The 19,430-nt window shown below is 72.9% G+C and carries 17 protein-coding genes; 7 read left to right on the forward strand and 10 right to left on the reverse strand.

Going from position 1 to position 19,430, the window contains the following annotated elements; all coding sequences use genetic code 11:
• Positions 1–37: 37 nt before the first annotated feature.
• Positions 38–736, forward strand: coding sequence for a DsbA family oxidoreductase (locus FDM97_RS10500; RefSeq protein ID WP_137990134.1), 699 nt, complete (start codon positions 38–40; stop codon positions 734–736).
• Between the two features lie 78 nt (positions 737–814).
• A complete protein-coding gene (locus FDM97_RS10505; RefSeq protein ID WP_175439385.1) occupies positions 815–1,861 on the forward strand; it encodes an aminotransferase class V-fold PLP-dependent enzyme in 1,047 nt (348 codons plus the stop codon).
• Here the strand turns inward: FDM97_RS10505 and FDM97_RS10510 are convergent.
• Complete coding sequence (locus FDM97_RS10510) at positions 1,810–2,397, reverse strand: MarR family winged helix-turn-helix transcriptional regulator (RefSeq protein ID WP_137990136.1); 588 nt, start codon at positions 2,395–2,397, stop codon at positions 1,810–1,812. The genes FDM97_RS10505 and FDM97_RS10510 overlap by 52 nt on opposite strands.
• Before the next feature lie 114 nt (positions 2,398–2,511).
• On the opposite strand from FDM97_RS10510, the gene FDM97_RS10515 reads away from it, so the two are divergent.
• On the forward strand, positions 2,512–3,579 hold the full coding sequence (locus FDM97_RS10515; protein ID WP_137990137.1) for an alkene reductase: 1,068 nt from the start codon (positions 2,512–2,514) through the stop codon (positions 3,577–3,579).
• 108 nt (positions 3,580–3,687) lie between these two features.
• On the opposite strand, the gene thpD is transcribed toward FDM97_RS10515, so the two are convergent.
• The 5 genes from thpD to FDM97_RS10540 all read right to left on the reverse strand — a co-directional run bounded on the left by thpD (position 3,688) and on the right by FDM97_RS10540 (position 8,231).
• Positions 3,688–4,554, reverse strand: a complete 867-nt coding sequence (gene thpD / locus FDM97_RS10520) for an ectoine hydroxylase (protein ID WP_137990138.1) — start codon at positions 4,552–4,554, stop codon at positions 3,688–3,690.
• A 2-nt stretch (positions 4,555–4,556) separates the two neighbouring features.
• Positions 4,557–4,955 (reverse strand): ectoine synthase, encoded by a 399-nt coding sequence (locus tag FDM97_RS10525; RefSeq protein ID WP_137990139.1) that lies wholly within the window; start codon positions 4,953–4,955, stop codon positions 4,557–4,559.
• A 32-nt stretch (positions 4,956–4,987) separates the two neighbouring features.
• Positions 4,988–6,256: a diaminobutyrate--2-oxoglutarate transaminase gene (ectB, locus tag FDM97_RS10530; RefSeq protein WP_137990140.1), complete on the reverse strand. Its 1,269-nt coding sequence runs from the start codon at positions 6,254–6,256 to the stop codon at positions 4,988–4,990.
• Positions 6,253–6,774: a diaminobutyrate acetyltransferase gene (ectA, locus tag FDM97_RS10535; RefSeq protein WP_254705556.1), complete on the reverse strand. Its 522-nt coding sequence runs from the start codon at positions 6,772–6,774 to the stop codon at positions 6,253–6,255. The genes ectB and ectA overlap by 4 nt, the downstream gene beginning before the upstream one ends.
• 356 nt (positions 6,775–7,130) lie before the next feature.
• The gene (locus FDM97_RS10540) at positions 7,131–8,231 is read right to left on the reverse strand and encodes a pyridoxal-phosphate-dependent aminotransferase family protein (protein WP_137994762.1); all 1,101 of its coding nucleotides are present in this window, start codon (positions 8,229–8,231) and stop codon (positions 7,131–7,133) included.
• A 236-nt stretch (positions 8,232–8,467) separates the two neighbouring features.
• Between FDM97_RS10540 and FDM97_RS10545 the strand changes: the two genes are divergently transcribed.
• Both FDM97_RS10545 and FDM97_RS10550 read left to right on the forward strand, forming a co-directional pair.
• Positions 8,468–9,988: an FG-GAP-like repeat-containing protein gene (locus FDM97_RS10545; RefSeq protein ID WP_137990141.1), complete on the forward strand. Its 1,521-nt coding sequence runs from the start codon at positions 8,468–8,470 to the stop codon at positions 9,986–9,988.
• Positions 9,989–10,051: 63 nt separating this feature from the next.
• On the forward strand, positions 10,052–11,137 hold the full coding sequence (locus FDM97_RS10550; RefSeq protein ID WP_137990142.1) for an amidohydrolase family protein: 1,086 nt from the start codon (positions 10,052–10,054) through the stop codon (positions 11,135–11,137).
• Positions 11,138–11,623: 486 nt separating this feature from the next.
• Here FDM97_RS10550 and FDM97_RS10555 read toward each other — a convergent pair whose 3' ends face one another.
• Together FDM97_RS10555 and FDM97_RS10560 are read right to left on the reverse strand one after the other, a co-directional pair.
• On the reverse strand, positions 11,624–12,190 hold the full coding sequence (locus tag FDM97_RS10555; RefSeq protein WP_137990143.1) for a GNAT family N-acetyltransferase: 567 nt from the start codon (positions 12,188–12,190) through the stop codon (positions 11,624–11,626).
• On the reverse strand, positions 12,177–14,333 hold the full coding sequence (locus FDM97_RS10560; protein ID WP_137990144.1) for a penicillin acylase family protein: 2,157 nt from the start codon (positions 14,331–14,333) through the stop codon (positions 12,177–12,179). The genes FDM97_RS10555 and FDM97_RS10560 overlap by 14 nt, the downstream gene beginning before the upstream one ends.
• Before the next feature lie 428 nt (positions 14,334–14,761).
• Between FDM97_RS10560 and FDM97_RS10565 the strand changes: the two genes are divergently transcribed.
• Complete coding sequence (locus FDM97_RS10565) at positions 14,762–15,733, forward strand: SCO1860 family LAETG-anchored protein (RefSeq protein WP_137990145.1); 972 nt, start codon at positions 14,762–14,764, stop codon at positions 15,731–15,733.
• A 114-nt stretch (positions 15,734–15,847) separates the two neighbouring features.
• On the opposite strand, the gene cobC is transcribed toward FDM97_RS10565, so the two are convergent.
• Positions 15,848–17,428 carry an Rv2231c family pyridoxal phosphate-dependent protein CobC gene (gene cobC / locus FDM97_RS10570; protein ID WP_175439085.1) on the reverse strand — a complete coding sequence of 527 codons (1,581 nt, stop codon included), beginning with the start codon at positions 17,426–17,428 and terminating at the stop codon, positions 15,848–15,850.
• The gene (locus tag FDM97_RS10575; RefSeq protein ID WP_137990146.1) at positions 17,425–18,582 is read right to left on the reverse strand and encodes a bifunctional cobalt-precorrin-7 (C(5))-methyltransferase/cobalt-precorrin-6B (C(15))-methyltransferase; all 1,158 of its coding nucleotides are present in this window, start codon (positions 18,580–18,582) and stop codon (positions 17,425–17,427) included. Before FDM97_RS10575 ends, cobC begins: the two co-directional genes overlap by 4 nt.
• 68 nt (positions 18,583–18,650) lie before the next feature.
• Here FDM97_RS10575 and FDM97_RS10580 point away from each other — a divergent pair, with 68 nt between their 5' ends.
• On the forward strand, positions 18,651–19,430 hold the full coding sequence (locus tag FDM97_RS10580) for a ZIP family metal transporter (protein WP_137990147.1): 780 nt from the start codon (positions 18,651–18,653) through the stop codon (positions 19,428–19,430).

Genomic DNA, 19,430 nt, shown 5'->3' on the forward strand with positions numbered 1-19,430 from the left:
ACGGAACACCCCCGCGACCCCGGAGAGAAGCAAGAACATGCGCGTCGAGATCTGGAGCGACATCGCCTGCCCCTGGTGCTACATCGGCAAGGCCCGCTTCGAGAAGGGGCTCGCGGCCTTCGCCCACCGCGAGGACGTCGAGGTCGTGCACCGCTCCTTCGAGCTCGACCCGAACCGGCCCAAGGGCGACACCGCGCCGGTGATCGACATGCTGGCCAAGAAGTACGGCCGCACCCTGGACGAGGCCCGCGCCATGGAGGCCCACGTCGCCTCCAACGCGCACTCCGAGGGGCTCGGGTACCGCACCGAGGGCCGTGACCACGGCAACACCTTCGACATCCACCGCCTGCTCCACCTGGCCAGGGAGCGCGGCCGGCAGAACGAGCTGCTCGACCTCGCCTACCGCGCCAACTTCGCCGAGGAGCGCTCCGTCTTCGACGCCGAGACCCTGGTGACGCTCGCCGTCGAGGCCGGACTGGACGAGACCGAGGTCCGTTCCGTGCTCGCCGACGGGACCGCGTACGCCGACGCGGTGCGGGCGGACGAGCGCGAGGCCGCCGAACTCGGCGCGAACGGCGTGCCGTTCTTCGTCCTCGACCGTCGCTACGGCATCTCCGGCGGGCAGCCCGCCGAGGTCTTCACGCAGGCCCTGGAGCAGGCGTGGCAGGGCCGGACGCTGCAGCCGGTCGGCGGGGACGCGGCGGCCTGTGACGTCGACGGCACCTGCGACGTATAAGGAACGCTTGGAGACTCCCCTTGATCATGCGTCATTGACGTGAGGTCGAGGGGAGCACAGGCTGTTCCCATGGATGTCATGGAACCCCTCGGCGGAGCCGAGTTCGCGCCGAAGCAGACGTATCTGAACACCTCGGCCTGCGCGTTGCTGCCCCGCCGCACGATCGAGGCGATCACGCTGCTCGCCGAGGAGACCGCGGACGGGCGGCCGGACGGGGCCGGCAGCTTCGACGTCGTCGCCGAGGCACGCGCCACCTACGCCCGGCTCATGGACGTCCACGCGGACCGGGTCGCCGTCGGCAGCTCGGTCTCCGTCCATGTCGGAATGATCGCGCAGTCGATGCCGGCGGGCGCCGAAGTCCTGTTCCCCGAGGGGGACTTCAGCTCCGTCATCACGCCGTTCACCGTCCGCGGCGACCTCAAGACGCGCTTCGTCCCGCTGGAGCGGCTCGCGGAGTCCATCAGCCCCGAGACCGCGCTCGTCGCCTTCTCCTCCGTACAGTCCGCGGACGGCCGGACAGCCGACTTCGCGGCGGTACGGGCCGCGGCGGCCGCCCACGGGGCCCGTACGCTCCTCGACGCCACGCAGTCGGCGGGCTGGCTGCCGCTGCGGGCCGGGGAGTGGGACTACACGGTGGCCGGCGGCTACAAGTTCCTGCTCTGCCCGCGCGGGGCGTCCTTCCTCACCGTCACGCAGGAGGCGCAGGACTCACTGGTCCCGATCCACGCGGGCTGGGTGACGGGCGAGGAGCTGTGGGCCAACAGCTACGGTCCGGTGCGTGAACTGGCCCGGTCCGCACGGCGGTTCGACGAGCCGCCGGCCTTCCTCTCGTACCACGGGGCCGCCCGCTCGCTCGCGCTCCTCGAGGAGATCGGCATCGAGCGGATCGAGGCCCACAACAAGGCGCTCGCCGCCCGCTTCCGTGCCGGGCTCGTGGAGCTGGGGCACGCGCCGGTGCGGGACGTCTCCGGCGTCGTCGGCGTGCCGGGTCTCGGGGACCGCCAGGACGCCCTGCGTGAGGCCGGCGTCCTGGTGTCCGCCCGCGCGGGCAACCTGCGGGCGTCCTTCCACCTCTACAACGGCGTCGCGGACGTGGACCGGGCCCTGGAGGTACTGGCCGGCTGACCGCCGGCGGCCGGCTCCCGGAGCGCCTCCCGGCCCTCCGGGCAGCCGTCCGCCTCGGCGCACAGATTCCGCTCGACCTTGCCCAGCAGGCGGGTCAGCTCCGCCCGCTCGGCCGGCGTCAGTCCGGCAAGGGTGTGCTCCTCCAGGCCGGTCCAGACGTCCGCGACCCCCGCCCTGAGCGCGCCGCCCCCGTCCGTCGCCTCGACCAGGACCGCGCGCCGGTCGGCGGGGTCCGGGCTGCGCCGTACGTAGCCGCTCTGCTCCAGGCGCTGGAGCATCTTCGTGACCGTCGAGGGGTCGAGGCCCATCGACTTGATCAGCTCCGACTGGCGGACGGGTCCGCAGTCCCAGAGGCACATCATCAGGAACTCCTGGCCGGGGTAGAGCCCGACCTCCTTGAGCAGCCGCCCCGCCGCGATCCGGTGCAGCCGGGCGACGCGGGAGAGGCCGTGGCTCACCGGGCCGCCCCGCGCGGCGGACGGCAGCGGCCCGGAAGGGGCGCGGTCCGGGGTGGGCGCGGTCGGGGTCTCGGGCATCGCTGGCTCCTCGCGGGGGTGATGCCACCAGATTACCTTGGTCGGCCAATCAATGCGTTACAGTGGCGGCAGGCCAATTACTTGGCCGACCATATAACGTCTTGGGAGGCCGTCATGACCACCGCATTCGACCCGATCGACCTGGCCGGGGCGCGACTCGCCAACCGCATCGCCATGGCCCCGATGACCCGCAGCCGCGCCGACGCCGTGCGCAGGACCCCGACCGCGCTGGTCGCCGAGTACTACGCCCAGCGCGCCTCCGCCGGGCTGATCATCACCGAGGGCACCCAGCCCTCCGCCGTCGGCCAGGGCTACCCGGACACCCCCGGTCTGCACAGCGCCGAGCAGACCGCCGCCTGGCGCGAGGTCACCGACGCCGTCCACGCCCGCGGCGGCACGATCTTCGCCCAGCTCATGCACACCGGCCGGATCGGCCACCCCGATCTCCTGGACGGCGGCCTCCACCCGGTCGGCCCGTCCGCCGTCGCCGCCAACGGGCAGCTCTACACCCACGACGGCTTCAAGGACTTCGTCACCCCGCGCGAACTGACCGGCGACGAGGTACGCGCCACCATCGCCGACTTCGCGGCCGCCGCGTGCAACGCCGTGGACGCCGGCTTCGACGGCGTCGAGATCCACGGCGCCAACGGCTACCTCGTCCACCAGTTCCTCGCCACCGGTTCCAACCACCGCACCGACGAGTGGGGCGGCTCCGTCGAGAACCGGATCAGGTTCGCCGTCGAGGTGGTCAAGGCGGTCGCCGCCGAGATCGGCCCCGAGCGCACCGGGCTGCGCATCTCGCCGGCCAACCCCTACAACGACATCGCGGAGACCGGGGCGGAGGAGACGTACACCGCGCTGGTCGCGGCGATCGAACCGCTCTCCCTCGCCTATCTGCACGTCACCGAGACCGTCCCGGGCCTGCGGGAGCTGACCCTCGCGCTGCGCAAGCGGTTCTCCGGCACCTTCGTCCTCAACCCGGCGACGGAAGGCCCGACCTCGGCGGAGTCGCTCGCCCTGATCGAGGACGGGACCGCGGACATGATCGCGTACGGGCAGCTGTTCCTCGCCAACCCCGACCTGCCGGCCCGGCTGAAGAGCGGCGGCCCGTACAACGCCCCGGACCACACGTCCTTCTTCGGCGGCGACCACCGCGGCTACACCGACTACCCGTCACTGTGACGAAGTGACGGAGTGACGCCGTGACGCCGTGACGGAGCGACGCGGTGACGGAGCGACGCGGGGCCCGGCCGCACCCGGCCGGGCCCCGCGTCCGTCTTTCCCGGTCCGTCAGCGCACCGGGGTGAAGTCCCGCGCCCCGATGAACTCAGGACGGCGCACCGGCGCCGCGAAGGGCTCCACCGCCGCGTTCTCCACGCTGTTGAAGACGAGGAAGACATTGCTGCGCGGATACGGCGTGATGTTGTCGCCCGAGCCGTGCATGGCGTTGCAGTCGAACCAGGTCGCCGAACCCGCCCGGCCCGTGAAGAGCCGGATGCCGTGCGCGTCGGCGAGCGAGGTCAGCGCCTCGTCGGACGGGGTCCCCGCGTCCTGCATCTGCAGCGAGCGCTTGTAGTTGTCCTTCGGCGTCGCGCCCGCGCAGCCCAGGAACGTCCGGTGCGAGCCCGGCATGATCATCAGGCCGCCGTTGGTGTCGTGGTTCTCCGTCAGCGCGATCGACACCGAGACCGTCCGCATGCGCGGCAGCCCGTCCTCCGCGTGCCAGGTCTCGAAGTCCGAGTGCCAGTAGAACCCGGAGGCGCCGAAGCCCGGCTTCACGTTGATCCGCGACTGGTGGATGTACACGTCCGAGCCCAGGATCTCGCGGGCCCGGCCCACCACCCGCTCGTCCCGCACGAGCCCGGCGAAGACCTCGCTGATCCGGTGCACCTCGAAGACCGAGCGGACCGACCGGGACTTCGGCTCGACGATCGCGCGCTCGTCGGCCCGTACCGCCGGATCGGCGATGAGGCGGTCCAACTCCTTCTTGTACACCGCGACTTCGTCGTCGCCGAGCAGATCCGGCTCGGCGAGGAAGCCGTCGCGCTCGTACGACTCCAGACCCGGCGCGTCGCTCCAGACGACCGGATCGCGGCGGGGGGTGAGCACCTCGGAGGCGCCCCGGGTGGGGTACAGGTCCGTGCGTACATCGGTCATGATCAGCCCTCCTCCGTGAGCAGCGGGTACACACCGTTCTCGTCGTGGTCTTCCCGGCCCGTGACGGGCGGGTTGAAGACGCACACGCAGCGGAAGTCGGTCCTCGGGCGCAGGGTGTGGCGCTCGTGGCCGTCGAGCAGATACATCGTGCCCGGCTCGATCCAGTGCTTCTCGCCGGTCTCGTCGTTCGTCAGCTCGGCCTCGCCCTCGACGCACAGCACGGCCTCGATGTGGTTCGCGTACCACATGGACGTCTCCGTCCCCGCGTACAGCACGGTCTCGTGGAGCGAGAAGCCGACGCGCTCCTTCGCGAGGACGATCCGCTTGCTCTCCCAGGTGCCGGACTTGGCCCGGACATGGCGGTCGGTGTTCTCGATGTCCTTGAACGATCGGACGATCACGGTGGTGCGACTTCCCTTCGTGTCGGGGGTGTTCAGGCGGTCTCGCGGACGGCGCGGGACAGCGTGCGCAGCCCCTCGTCCAGCTCCTCGGGGGTCGCGGTCAGCGGCGGGAGCAGCTTCACGACCTGGCTCTCCGGGCCGGAGGTCTCGAGCAGCAGCCCCAGCTCGAAGGCGCGCGCGCAGATCTTCGACGCCCGCGACTTGTCGGCGAACTCCAGACCCCAGACCAGGCCGCGGCCGCGGTAGTGGGCGCCGTCGGCGGAGTTCTCCTCGCAGAGGGCGAGAAGCGCCTGCTCGACCTGTTCGCCGCGCGCGAGCGTCTGCTTCTCCATCTGGCCGTCGGCCCAGTACGTGTCGAGCGCGGCGGCGGCGGTGACGAACGCCGGGTTGTTGCCACGGAAGGTGCCGTTGTGCTCGCCCGGCTCCCAGACGTCGAGCTCCGGACGGAACAGACAGAGCGACATGGGCAGTCCGTAGCCGCTGATCGACTTCGACAGCGTGACGATGTCCGGGGTGATGCCCGCCTCCTCGAAGGAGAAGAAGGCACCCGTGCGGCCGCAGCCCATCTGGATGTCGTCGACGATCAGGAGCATGTCCTGGCGCCGGCACAGCGCGGCGAGCGCGCGCAGCCACTCGGGCCGCGCCACGTTGATCCCGCCCTCGCCCTGCACGGTCTCCACGATCACGGCGGCCGGCTTGTTCAGCCCGGAACCCTGGTCGTCGAGCAGCCGCTCGAACCAGAGGAAGTCCGGGACCTGCCCGTCGAGATAGTGGTCGAACGGCATCGGTGTGCCGTGCACCAGCGGAATCCCCGCCCCGGCCCGCTTGAAGGCGTTACCGGTGACGGCGAGCGAACCCAGCGACATGCCGTGGAACGCGTTGGTGAAGGACACCACCGACTCGCGTCCCTTCACCTTCCGGGCCAGCTTCAGCGCGGACTCCACCGCGTTGGTGCCGGTCGGGCCCGGGAACATCACCTTGTACGGAAGCGAGCGCGGCCGCAGCACGACCTCCTGGAAGGTCTCCAGGAAGGTCCGCTTGGCGGTGGTCGCCATGTCGAGACCGTGCGTGATCCCGTCGCGTTCCAGGTAGTCGATCAGCGCCCGTTTGAGAACGGGATTGTTGTGGCCGTAGTTGAGCGAGCCGGCGCCGGCGAAGAAGTCGAGGTAGCTGTGGCCGTCCTCGTCGGTGAGTCGGGCGCCCTGCGCGCGGTCGAAGACGGTGGGCCAGCCGCGGCAGTAGCTGCGCACCTCCGACTCCAGAGTCTCGAAGACGCTGAGGGCAGGAAGGGTAAGAGTCACAGCGATGCTCCCGTGGAGTGGAAAGGGCCGATGCGGTAGAGGACTTCGGGCTGATGGGCGGCGCCGTCGGACGCGTCGGGGAACAGACCCCCGTCGAAGAGGACCTCGCGCTCCAGATCGAGCCGGTGCCGCGCGGCGTAGGCGGTGAAGAGCCGGTCGGAGGCCGTGTTGTCGGGGGTGACCGTCGTCTCGACGGTGTCGGGGGCGACCCTCGCCGTCAGCGCGTCGAGCAGCACCCCGGCCACGCCCCGCCCGCGGTGGGTCTCGTCGACGGCGATCTGCCAGACGACGAGGGTGCCGGGGCGGTCGGGGCGCAGATATCCGGTGACGAAGGCGAACGGCTCGCCGTCGGCGGCGCGGGCGACCAGCGAGGTGGCTGCGAAGTCGCGGCACCACAGCAGATAGCTGTACGAGGAGTTCAGGTCCAGCACCTGGGAATCGCGGGCGATACGCCAGATCGCGGCTCCGTCCTCCACGCGTGGACTTTCCAGGGTCATGGCTGCTTGTGCTGCGGTCATGCCGAGGAAATTTACCGAGCAATTTCGTGGATTGCATGTGGCGAGGGTCTGGGCGTGCGCTGTCGGATGTGTTATTCGCGCAGGCGCGGATCGCTGCCTTTTTGCCCGTATATATCCGTGCAGATCGGACGGGGTGTGGAGTCCGTCACAGCCTGAGAATGCGCCGGAAACGCTGATGAAACCTTGGCGTTTAAGGTCGGGGAAACGGGGCAGAAGAAGTCCGGAAGGTGCACCGGGAATTCGCTTGGAGAATGCCTTTCTGTATTTCTTCGAAAAGTCGTCGGAAAAGACGAATGCCGCGGCGCTCGGCCGCGGCATTCACCGGAATCCGCCCTCCTCGGGGCGGAAGGCGCGTTCTAGCCCCACGCCTCCGTCACCGCGCGGCGGGCACCCTCCAGGTCCACCGTCCGGCCCGACTCGCCGAGCGCCGCACCCAGCGCCGCCAGCGAGGACCGCACCACGTCCGGCGTCGCGTCCACGCCGTAGTGGTTGACCCGGATCATCTCCTTCGACAGCGCACCGCCGCCCGCGATCAGCGGCAGCGACGGGTCGGCCGCCAGCGCCTTGGCGACCAGCTCCGAGGCGTCCACACCCGCCGGGGACCGCAGCGTCGTCGCGACCGGCGCCGCGTCCTTCGCCTCGTGGACGTACGGCTCCAGACCGCCGCCCAGCGCCAGCGCGCCCGCCCGGGTCGCGGCGGCCGCGGCCGCGTGCCGGGCCATCAGCGCGTCGAGGCCCTCGGCCTCGATCCGCTCCACGCACGCCTCCAGGGCCAGCATCTCCAGCTGCGCCGGCGCGTGCAGCAGCGCCCTACGGCCGCCGTCGATCCAGCGCTCCTTCCAGTCCAGGAGGGAGAGGTACGAGCCGCGCGGCGCCCGCGGATTGGCGGCGAAGCGCTCCCAGGCCCGCTCGCTGACCGAGACCGCCGACACACCCGCCGGACCACCCATCGCCTTCTGCGCGCCGACGATGCACATGTCCACGCCCCACGCGTCCGGCAGCACCGGCTCGGCGCCGATCGACGCCACCGCGTCGAGGTAGAACAGCGCGCCGTGCGCCCGCACGACCGCGCCGATCTCGGCGACCGGATTGGTGTTGCCGGTCGCCGCCTCCGCGTGCACGAGGGACACGAAGTCGGTCTCCGGGTGCTCGGCCAGTGCCTGCTCCACCTGAGCGGCCGTCACCGCCGTGTGGAACGGCACCTCCAGGTCCACGACCGTGGCGCCGGAGTCCCGCAGCCAGTTGCCGAAGGTCTGCCCGTACGGCCCCGTGACGATGTTCAGCGCGGTCGAGCCGGGCCGGGCCCCGCTGCGGATGCAGCCCTCCAGGGGCAGCAGCGCCTCTCCCTGCGTGATCACCACGTCCTGCTCGGTGGAGAGCAGGGCGGCGACCCGCCGCTCGATCGACGCGAAACGCGCGGCGGTCAGCGGGGCCAGGTCCAGGAGCGGGTGTGTCACGGTCACGGCGGTGCCTTCTTCGGATCTTCGATGCCGGTGGAGCTGCTGATGGAGCTTCGGGTGGAACGTCGGTTCAGGGTACAGAGACCACCCTCCCCGGCCGGCGAAACCACGCATCACGCGCGTACAACCCTGACGGTGCATCCGGTGTCGAACAGGGCGACGGAAAAGGGACGGGCCCTTTCCGGACACCCCCGCAGCCGCCCGGATCCTCTGTCGTATCCAGGAGCCGCTCCATGCGCACGCACCGCAACGCCGCTCTCACCGCCGCCACCTTCCTCCTCGTCGCGGGCGCGGGGATCGTCACCGCGCCCGCCGCCCATGCCGGTGTCCCCGGCAGCACCCACGCCGCCGACCGCAACTGCGACTTCAACGGCGACGGTTACGACGACGTGCTCGTCGGCGCGCCCGGCGCCACCGTCGGCGGCCGGTCGGGCGCCGGCCTCGTCACCGTCCAGTACGGCTCGTCCCGCGGCATCGGCACCACCCGCGCCGCCGTGTTCAGCCAGAACACCACCGGCGTGCCCGGTGCCGCCGAGACCGGCGACGCCTTCGGCAAGGCCGTCGCCACCGGCGACCTCGACGGCGACGGCTACGACGACGCGATCGTCGGCGCCCCGGGCGAGGACATCGGCACGACAGCCGACACCGGCGGCGCCGTGATCCTCTGGGGCTCCCCCCAGGGGCTCGTCGGCACCGAAAGCCAGTGGCTCGACAGCCTGCTCGGCCCCGTGGCCGGCGGCCGCTTCGGCTCGGCGTTCGCCGCCGGCCGCTTCACCGCCGAGTACCCGGGCGACCAACTGATCGTGCTCGACCGCAAGGACGCGGAGTGGCACCAGTACGCCTCCACCCCGCAGCAGGGCACGGGCGCCCGCCAGGGCCGGGCCGCCCGGCTGACGCCGAGCGCCCCGCACTCCCGGGTGGCCGCCGACGACTCGCCGCGCGAGATCGTCGCGAAGTCCGTCACCACCGGCGACTACGACAACAACGGCTTCGCCGACCTGGTGATCAGCGGAGTCTCCACCGGCGCCGAACCCGGGTACGGCTGGTCCTGGTACCTCTCCGGTCACGCCGAGGGGCTCTACTTCGAACGCGAACTGCGCGGCGGCCCGGTCGCCGTCTCCGGCGACATCAACGCGGACGGCTACGACGACCTCGTCACGGGCGAGCCGCACAGCCCGGACGACGGGGGCGAGACGATGACCGGCGGCATGGTCGGCGTCTACCTCGGCAGCCCGGCGGGGCCGGCCGGCACGGCGGGCCCGGGCACCCCGCCCCGCTGGTGGACCCAGGACTCGGCCGGCGTGCCCGGCGCCTCGGAGCGCGGCGACGGCTGGGGCTCCGACCTCTCCGTCGCCGACACGAACGGCGACGGCTACGCGGACCTCGCGATCGGCGCGCCCGGGGAGGACATCGGCACGATCGCCGACGCGGGCATGGTGACGCTCCTGCGCGGCACGCGCACCGGACCGACCGCGAGCGGCGCCCAGTCCTGGACGCAGGACTCGCCCTCCGTACCCGGCGTCGTCGAGCGCGCCGACAGGTTCGGCGGCCAGGTACGGCTGGTCGACCCGAACCGCGACGGCCGCTTCGGGCTGCTGGCCGCGGCGCCCGGCGAGAACACCGACGACGGTCATGTGTGGGTGTTCACGGCGGGTACGGGAGGCCTGACGGCCGTGGGTTCGTGGACGTACTCGGCGGGTTCGCTGGGGGCGTCGGCCGTGGACGCGCGCTTCGGTGCGGCGATCGACGAGTGATCGCCGTATGACCGTCGTATGACCGCCGTGTGAAGGGTCACCCGCCCCTCGTAGAGTGCAGACATGAGCGATCACGTGGTGCTGCATGTGAAGGGGCGGGTGCTCGTCGGTCCGGACGACGTACGGGACGAGCTGTGGGCGGTCGACGGGCGGATCACGTTCACCCGGCCGTCCGGCGAGGCGCTGACGGTCGAGGGCTGGGCCCTGCCCGGTCTCGTCGACGCGCACTGCCATGTCGGCCTGGACCAGCACGGCCCCGTCGACGACGCCACGAGCGAGAAGCAGGCACTGACGGACCGGGACGCCGGCACGCTCCTGATCCGGGACGCGGGCTCGCCGTCCGACACCCGCTGGATCGACGAGCGCGAGGACCTGCCGAAGATCATCCGCGCGGGCCGCCACATCGCCAGGACCCGCCGCTACATCCGTAACTACGCCCACGAGATCGAGCCCGAGGACCTCGTGGCGTACGTGGGGCAGGAGGCCCGGCGCGGCGACGGCTGGGTCAAGCTCGTCGGCGACTGGCTCGACAGGGAGGCGGGCGACCTGGGCGCCTGCTGGCCGCGCGCCGAGGTCGAGGCGGCGATCGCGGAGGCGCACCGGCTGGGGGCACGGGTCACCGCGCACTGCTTCGCGGAGGAGTCGCTGCGGGACCTGGTGGAGGCGGGCATCGACTGCATCGAGCACGCCACCGGACTGACCGAGGAGACGATCCCGCTCTTCGCCGAGCGGGGCGTCGCGATCGTCCCGACGCTCGTCAACATCGCCACGTTCCCGCGTCTCGCGGACGGCGGCGAGGCGAAGTTCCCGCGCTGGTCGGCGCACATGCGGCGGCTGTACGAGCGCCGGTACGACACGGTCCGCGCGGCGTACGACGCGGGCGTCCCGGTCTTCGTCGGCACGGACGCGGGCGGCTCGCTGGCGCACGGCCTGGTCGCCGCCGAGGTCGAGGAGCTGGTCAAGGCCGGCATCCCCCCGCTCAAGGCCCTCTCGGCGACGACCTGGGGCGCCCGCGCCTGGCTCGGCCGCCCCGCCCTGGAGGAGGGCGCCCCCGCGGACCTCGTCGTCTACGGCGAGGACCCACGGGCGGACGTCCGCGTCTTGGCGGCGCCGCGTCGGGTCATCGTCAACGGCCGTGTGATCGGCTGAGGAGCCTGGGCCGACGGCCGACGGCCGGCGTCCGGCGGGTTGGTTGGCCCGGGGCCATCAGGGCGGCCTGGGCCGACGGGCGGCGAACGGCGGGTTCGAGCGGCTGATCCGGGGCCCCAGTGGCGTGGGATGCCCCGGGGTGCCTCGGCGGGGCCGGCTTCCGGACGGCGCCCGGCCTGGTGCCGGCCACGCGAGGCCGACCGGCGCGGGGCGGCACCCCGCCGGCGCCGCGCCGCCCGTGCGCGAGCCATATCCCGAGACAGGTTGCAGCCCAACGGCGGGCACGGTCGGGGCGCTCGAGGACGACAACGAACTCGGCGGACTCAGCGCCAACCGATGAGGGGCTGAGCTTGGGGCGCCGGCGCCGGCCACCGAAGGCGCCCGGGGCGGCGCGCGGGGCGCTCGGTCGCGTCGGGGCGCCATGCGGGCCGTCGCCGGGACCGTTCCTCGGGGTGCCCGGCAGCGCCGCCGCCCGCCCCAGGGCCGTCAGCGGGTCAGGAACGCCAGGCGGGCCTTCTTCTCCGGGATGAAGACCTCCGGCAGGTCCACCTCCGGCAGGACGACCTCCGGGCCCAGCTCGAAGCCCGCGCGCGCCAGGAGGGCGACCGCCTTCTCGTTGGCCGCGTCCGGCTCGGCGACGATGCGCGTGCGGCCGATCAGCGCGAAGTCGATCAGCGCGGTGAGCAGCCCGGTGGAGAAGCCCCGCTCGGGCGTGGTGGTCGGCGCGATCATCAGGTGCACGCCGATGTCGCCCGGCTGCGCCTCGTAGCACTCGCCGACCCGGTCGGCCTCGGGCTCGTACGTCTGGAAGAGCGCGACCGGCTCGCCGTCGCGCCGCACGAGGAACCCGTGGTGCGTGGTGAGCGAGTCGAGGTGCGCGTAGATCTCCCGTACCTGCTCCAGGCTCGTCCCGCCCATGCCCCAGAACCGGGCGCGGTCCTCGTTGACCCAGCCGTGCAGGAGGACGGCGTCGTGCTCGGGGTCGACGCGGTCGATCCGTACGGTGCCGAAGCCCTCGACGGTCTGGAGGTGGACCGGCTCAGTGGTCGTCATGGGGGTGCTCCTTGGTGAGGTGGTGCCAGTCGGTGGTGACGGGGGCGAGCGCGCCCCGCAGCCACAGGGGGAGTTGGTCGCGGTGGTGGGGGTCGCCGGCGACACCCGAGGCGCCGAACGGCACGACCCAGAGGCTGTTGTCGCGGTCGGCGAGGTCCCAGACGTAACGGGCGGCCGAGGCCCGCGCACTGCGGTCGGTGAACCCGGGCACGCTGGAGGTCGAAAGCACGCAGTCGTGGTCCCCGCCGAGACCGGGCCACCGCGCGTCGTCCTCGGGCAGCGCCTGCCACGGCGCGAGCCGGTGCGTCACGCCCCAGGCCTGCGGCTCCTCTCCGGCGGCCACCTCCTCCAGCGCCTCCCGGACGATCTCCGCGATGTCCTGGGCCGGTACGGGCCCGGAGCCGAGCAGTGTCTCCAGCGCGAAGGCCACGCGTGGCCCGAGCGCGAGCCACGGCTGGAACAGCGCGGGGTGCGGGGCCGGCTCCCGCAGCGCCGCGAACGCCGGGTGCCCGGCGACCCGCCGCACGACGGCCCCGCGCACGGCCGCGTACAGCCCGGCGTCGGCGCTGTCCGCCTCCATCCGCCGATCCCACCCGAGGAGACGCTCGCGCACGGCCGCCGCGGCGGGGGAGAGCGGAGCGCCGTGGGCCCCCGCCGGGTCGGTCGTGGCGCCTTGGGCGTCGTGGTCCGCGCTGTCCTCGGCCGCGCCCCGTACCGCCTCCAGAAGGCGCGCCGCCGAGGGGTTGTCGGTGTCGGTGTGGACGGTGGTCATCGCCTCCGGGGTCCAGCTCTGCGAGGCGTCGAGGAGCGCGGAGATCCGGGTCGCCCGGTGCGCGGGGGCGAACTCCACGCCCAGCGGGGCCGCGAGGCCCCGGGCGTTGGCCATGACGGCGTGGCCCTCGACGTCCGCGCGGGGCGTCGGGGCAGGCCCGTCCTGCCAGGCGTGGGCGGCTTCCCAGGCGGGCACCACCCGCACGGAGTTCGCGCGGTCGCGCACCGGCACGTACCCCGCCACCCGGTGCAGCAGGCCGCCGTCCACGTCGGCGGCCTGGACGACGTTGACCGGCTCGACCCAGCCGTCGACCGCGCGGTCCACGTCCGCGACGGTCCGGGCGGCGAGCAGCTCGGGCAGGACGCCGAAGCCCAGCTCGCCGTTCACCCGCGGCGGGTACCGCAGGCTGATCCCCTCCCAGGACGCAGAATCCCCGGCCTCCGAGGACCCGGCCGCGTCCGCGTCCGCTCCGATGATCACCGGGCCCCGTTCCGTCTCGATCACCTCGATCGTGACCGGCTCCCCGCCCGCGACCTCGACGGACTCCCGGTGGACGGAGGCCGCGCGCCAGCCGTCCGGCCCGAGCGCCTCCACTCCGCCGTCCCCGGTCCGCCGCAGCCGCTCCCGGTACAGGTCCTGGTAGTCGGCCATCGCGTTGGTGATCGCCCACGCCACCCGCCCGGTGTGCCCGAAGTGGGCGAGACCCGGCACCCCCGGCACGGCGAGGCCCAGCACGTCGTACTCCGGGCATGCCAGCCGGATCTGCTGGTAGACCCCGGGCGCCTCGATGAACCGGTGCGGGTCGCCCGCCACGATCGCGGCCCCGCTCGCCGTACGGTCGCCGGACACGACCCAGCCGTTGGAGCCCGCCGTCCCCGGTCCGTCCGTGGCGAACAGTTCCGTCCACTCCTCGCCGAGCCGGCGCGCGACCTCCTCCCGCCACAGCTTGGTGGGGAAGCCCGCGAACAGGATGTGCGTGGAGAGCCAGACCGCCAGCGGCGTCCACGGCTCCCAGCGCCCCGGCGCGAGCCCCGTCCTCGCGAACTCGGGTGCCCGGCCGGCCCCTTCCGGCAGGCCCGCGTTGACCCCGTCCACGTACGCCCGTACCCACCCGGCCGTCCCGGCGTCCAGCCGGTCGAAGCAGCGGCGCGCGGTGTCGGCGAGCCGGGCCTGCCGTACGAAGGTGTCCCAGCCGGCCTCGTCGGCGCCGAGGAACGCGGCCGTGGTGCCCTGCGCCCGGTGCCGCTCGACCTCCAGCTGCCAGGCCCGGTCCACCGCGGTCACCCGCCCCTGGGCGAAGGCGAGTTCGGCCGGATCGGCGGCCCGCAGATGCGGTATGCCCCAATCGTCCCGATAGACCTCGATGCTCACTCCGACCCCGATCCCGTCCGTGCTTCTTAGGTTAGGCTGACCTAAATTAATCTACAGCTTCGCAGGAGAGGCGAGTGCGGCGGGGCGTGGCTGGGAGGGTGTCGTCCCTCAAGCGAGCGAGGTCCCCGACGGTGCATCGCGTTGACGGTCCGTTACCCGGGGCCGGCGTGCATCGTTGACACACTTCCCGCGTGCGCCCGCGCGCTGTGCAATACGCGGGGCGCGCGGGGCGCGCGGGAACGCCCGTGCCGAAAGAATCGAATATGGGCGCGGAAACCCCCCTTTGGAGTGAACTCACGCCGGGTGTCTGTCAGTTCACTCTTCGTGCGTAAAGATTCCGGTGTCTCAAGTCGCCGACGCCGCGCAGAACCCGTGTCCCCGTGGTGAGCGGCCGGCGACGCCATGTCTCTTGTGGGGGTTCCACCATCTTGAACAGCAACACCTTCCGCATGCCCGTACGCCGCACCGCCGCCGCAGCGACCGTCGCCGCGCTGGCCGTCGGGCCCGTGGTCCTCCTGGCCCCCACGGCGCACGCCACGGGCGGCGAAGGGCGCGCGACCGCCGTCGTCCTGCGGACCGGCCTCGACGTCTCCCTGCTCGACAAGGCGGTGCACGTACCGCTGAAGACCTCCCTCAACGAGGTCAAGGCGCCGGAGAGCGAGAACAGGACCGCGCTGACCGTGACGGTGGAGGGCGCGGAGAACAACAAGCCGATCGACATCCTGCGCGCCGACGTCGCCACCTCGAACGCCACGGTCGAGGAGAACAAGGCCGAGGGGTACGTGAACCTCGTCGAGGCGCGGGTGCATGTCCCCGGCATCCGGCTGCTCTCCCTGATCGAGGTCGAGAAGGTCACCTCCAAGGCCGTCTGCGAGGCCGGCAAGCAGCCTGTCGCCGAGTCGAACGTGCTCGGGCACGTCACGGTCTTCGGCAAGAAGACCACCCTGTCGACGGGCGGGCAGACCAAAGTCTCCGTGCCGGGCATCGGCGACGTGACCCTGGACCTGTCCCGTACCTCCACCACCTCCCGCACGGCCGCGGCGACCGCCCTGGAGCTCAAGGTCGAGGTCGATCCGCTGAAGCTGGGTGTGGCCGAGGTCAACGGAGTCGTGACGCTCGCGGAGGCGACCTGCGAGACGCCCCAGGGCACGCGGCCCACCGAGAACCCCACCGACGAGCCCTCGGAGCAGCCGAGCGGGCAGCCCTCGCACGAGCCTTCCGCCGCGCCCACCGACGCCGGCGGTGCGAAGACCCAGAACGGCGGCTCCGAGCCGGCCGGCCAGAACCTCGCCGCGACCGGCGGCAGCTCGACGACGCCGTACCTGGCCGGCGGCGCCATCCTCCTGCTCGGCGGCGGCGCGGGAGCGCTCGTCCTGGCCCGCAGCCGCGCCCGGGGCTGACCGGCCCGAGGGGAGAAGGGGGAACGCGAGGGGAGGACGGTGACGACACCGCCCTCCCCTCGCGGACAACACCGAGCCCCTGGCCCCGAGCCCCTGGCCCCGAGCCCGGAGCCCCTACCCTCCGATCAGCAGGGCCTGGTCCAAGGCCTGCAGGAAACGGTTCGTGGTGACCCGGTCCCGGACCGCGAGCCGTAGCCAGTCGCGGTCCAGACCCGGGAACGTGTCACCGCGCCGCGCCGCGAACCCCAGCGCCCGCAGCCGCTCCCGTACCAGGTCCGCGCGATCGATCCGGATCAGGACGAACGGACCCTCCGCTGCCGCCACCGCCCGGACCTCGTCGAACTCCGCGAGCCCCGCCAGCAGATGAGCCCGCTCCACCCCGATCCGGTGCGCCGCGTGCTCCGCCTCCGCGAGCGCCGCCCGCGACATGCACGCCTCCGCCGCCACCAGCGCGGGAGTGGACACCGGCCACAGCGGCTGCGCCCGCTCGAGCAGCGCGATCGTCTCCGGATGCGCGAGCACATAGCCGATCCGCAACCCCGCGAGACCCCAGGTCTTCGTCAGGCTCCGCAGCACCACCAGACCCGGCACGTCCGTCCGCCCGGCCAACGACTCCCGCTCGCCCGGCACCGCGTCCATGAACGCCTCGTCCACCACCAGCGTCCGCCCCGGCCGCGCCAGGGCGGCGATCGCCGCCGCCGGGTGCAGCACGGAGGTCGGGTTCGTCGGGTTCCCGATCACCACCAGGTCGGCGTCCTCCGGCACGGCGGCCGGATCCAGCCGGAAGCCGTCCTCCTCGCGCAGCAGCACCCGGCCCACCTCGTGCCCGGCGTCCCGCAGCGCCGCCTCGGGCTCGGTGAACTGCGGATGCACCACCACCGGCCGCCGCACCGGCAATGCCCGCGCGAGCAGCACGAACGCCTCCGCCGCCCCGGCCGTGAGCAGCACCCGCCCGGCCGGCAGATCGTGCCGCTCGGCGACGGCCGCCCGCGCCGCCCGCCCGTCCGGGTAGAGCGCCAATCTTGTGAGCGACTCGGCGATCCGCTCCCGCAGCCACTCCGGCGGCGTGTGGGTACGGACGTTGACCGCGAGGTCGATCAGCTTCTCGTCCCGTACCTCCGCGTCACCGTGGTGCCGCAGATCGTGGACGTCTCTGTGCGCGTGGATATCCATGGCCGCCGTCGGGAGGTGAGTGGGGGGTGTACGGGGCTCCGTCTGACCTGCGATGTACCCCTGCCCCGGGGGCAACAACCGTACGGCAGAGGCGTCTTCGTTCGGACGAAAGGGGACGACCCGGGCAATAGCGCACGTCACGCGCCCCGTTTTCCGCTTCGGTACGAGAAGTTCGGCACCGGCGTCCGTACCCGCGCCATCGGGGCCGGCGCCGCCGCCCGCCGCCAGCAGCGCCGCGGCCTCCGCCACCGACGCCGTGCCCGCCGCCGCAAGCGAAGCCGTCGACGGATGCGGTACGGGTACGGCGGCCAGCTCCTCGGCCCCGTACGCCCGCAACGGCACGCCGAACCGCTCCGCCGCGCCCACGATCCCCGGCTCCGCCGCCCGCGCAGCCAGCGTGGCGAACGCCCCCACGTCCGCGCCCGTCAGACCGGCCTCCCGCAGCGCCTCCGTGACCAGGGCGACGACCTCGTCCACCGACACCCCCGACCGGGCGCCGACCCCCACCACCGCCCCGCTCACCGCGTACCCCACACCAGGAACACGGGCGCCGCCGGAGCCATCGTCGCGGAACCGTCCGGCAGCGTGAGCAGCCGCTGGGACTGCAGCAGCACACCCTCGGCCGCGAACCCGCAGGACTCGAGCGCCGAACGGACCGGGGACACCTGCTCCAGCGCCGTCACCGCCACCACGACCGCACGCCGCGCCCGCCGCCCCGCCGTCAGCACGATCGACTTCAGCTCGGAGCCACCGCCCCCGATGAACACCCCGTCCGGATCCGCCAGATGGGACAGCACCGTCGGCGCGGCCCCGTGCACCGCCCGCACCTCCACCCCGTGCGCGGCCGTGTTCGCCCGGATCCGCTCGACGCCGGACGCCGTCTTCTCCACGGCGACCGCCGCCGCACCCAGCCGGGCACACTCGATCGCCACCGCGCCGCACCCCGTACCGATGTCCCACACCAGATCCCCGGCCCGCGGCCCGAGCCGCGCGAGCGCCAGCGCCCGCGCCTCGTACGGCAGTACGGAACCGTCCGCCGCCCCGAACTCCCCGTCCGGCAGCGCCCACCGGCCCGGCCCCGTGAGCGGCCCCGTCACCGCCGGAGCCGGCCCCTCCAGCCGCGACTCGTCCACGCAGAGGACCAGGCTCACCCCGTCCCAGCTCCGGCACATCGCCTCCGCGGGCTCCACCCGCTCGAAGCGCTCACGGAACGGGTCGCCCAGCGCCGAGAACACCACCAGCGTCCGCGAGCCCACCCGGTGCACCAACTCCGCGCCCAGCTCCGCGGGTCCCACCCCCGGCCCGGGCAGCACGGCCACCTTGGGATGGGCCCGGCACACGTTCACCGCGCGGTCGAGTTCCGAGCCCTCCACCACGACGGTGTCGTCCCACGGCAGACCGAGGCGCGCGAACGCGAGCCCGACCGCCGTGGGCCCGGGCCGTACTTCGAGTGCGGCGGACCCGAAGCGCTCCTCCAACGTCCGTACGATCCCGAAGAACCCCGGATCGCCCTGCGCGCGCACCACCACCCGCGTACCGCCCTCGGCGACATGCTTCTCGACCAGGTCGAGCTCCGAACCCGTCAACTCGTCGCCCCGCACATCCACCACCAGCGCGGGCTCGCCCGCCCAAGAGCCCGCGTCCGCACCCGCACCGGTTCCGATCACCGTGATCACGCGACCAGCCTCCCCACGACACCACCGCTGATGTGCGCGGTGCCCGCACGATCGGATAGCAAGAGCCCATGGCCGTTTTCGTCGCGCTCGGCGCGTTCCTCATGACGCTCTTCGGCGGCTGGACGGCGCAGCGCGTCACCGACCGGCGCCACCTCGTCCTCGGCCTCGCCGGCGGACTCATGCTCGGCGTGGTCGGACTCGACCTCCTGCCGGAGGCCCTGGAGGCGACGGGCGACGAGGTCTTCGGCGTGCCGCAGGCCCTGCTCCTCTTCGTGGGCGGATTCCTCCTCGCCCACGCCGTGGAACGGCTGCTCGCCGTCCGCCGGGCCGCGCACGGCGTCGGCGCCGATTGGGGAGCAGCGCGCAGCGCTTCGATGAGGGGTGGTGGTCGGGCGACGGGCGGGCGGGTGCCGCAGGTCGGACTGACCGCGGCGGCCGCCATGGTCGCCCACAGCCTCATGGACGGCATCGCGCTCGGCGCCGCCTTCCAGGTCGGCGGAGGCATGGGCGCCACCGTCGCGCTCGCCGTCATCGCCCACGACTTCGCCGACGGGTTCAACACGTACACGATCACCAGCCTGTACGGGAACGCCCGCCGCAGGGCCGTCGCGATGCTGGTCGCGGACGCGCTCGCACCGGTCCTCGGCGCCGCGTCCACCCTGCTGTTCACCCTTCCGGAGGAACTGCTCGGCAGCTATCTCGGGTTCTTCGGCGGCGCCCTGCTCTATCTCGCCGCCGCCGAGATCCTCCCCGAGGCACACCACGAACACCCCGCCCGCTCCACCCTGCTGTGCACGGTGACGGGCGTGGCCTTCATCTGGCTCGTGGTGGGCCTGTCCGGCGGCTGA

It is taken from the genome of Streptomyces vilmorinianum (genome assembly GCF_005517195.1).
Classification (GTDB): Bacteria; Actinomycetota; Actinomycetes; order Streptomycetales; family Streptomycetaceae; genus Streptomyces; species Streptomyces vilmorinianum.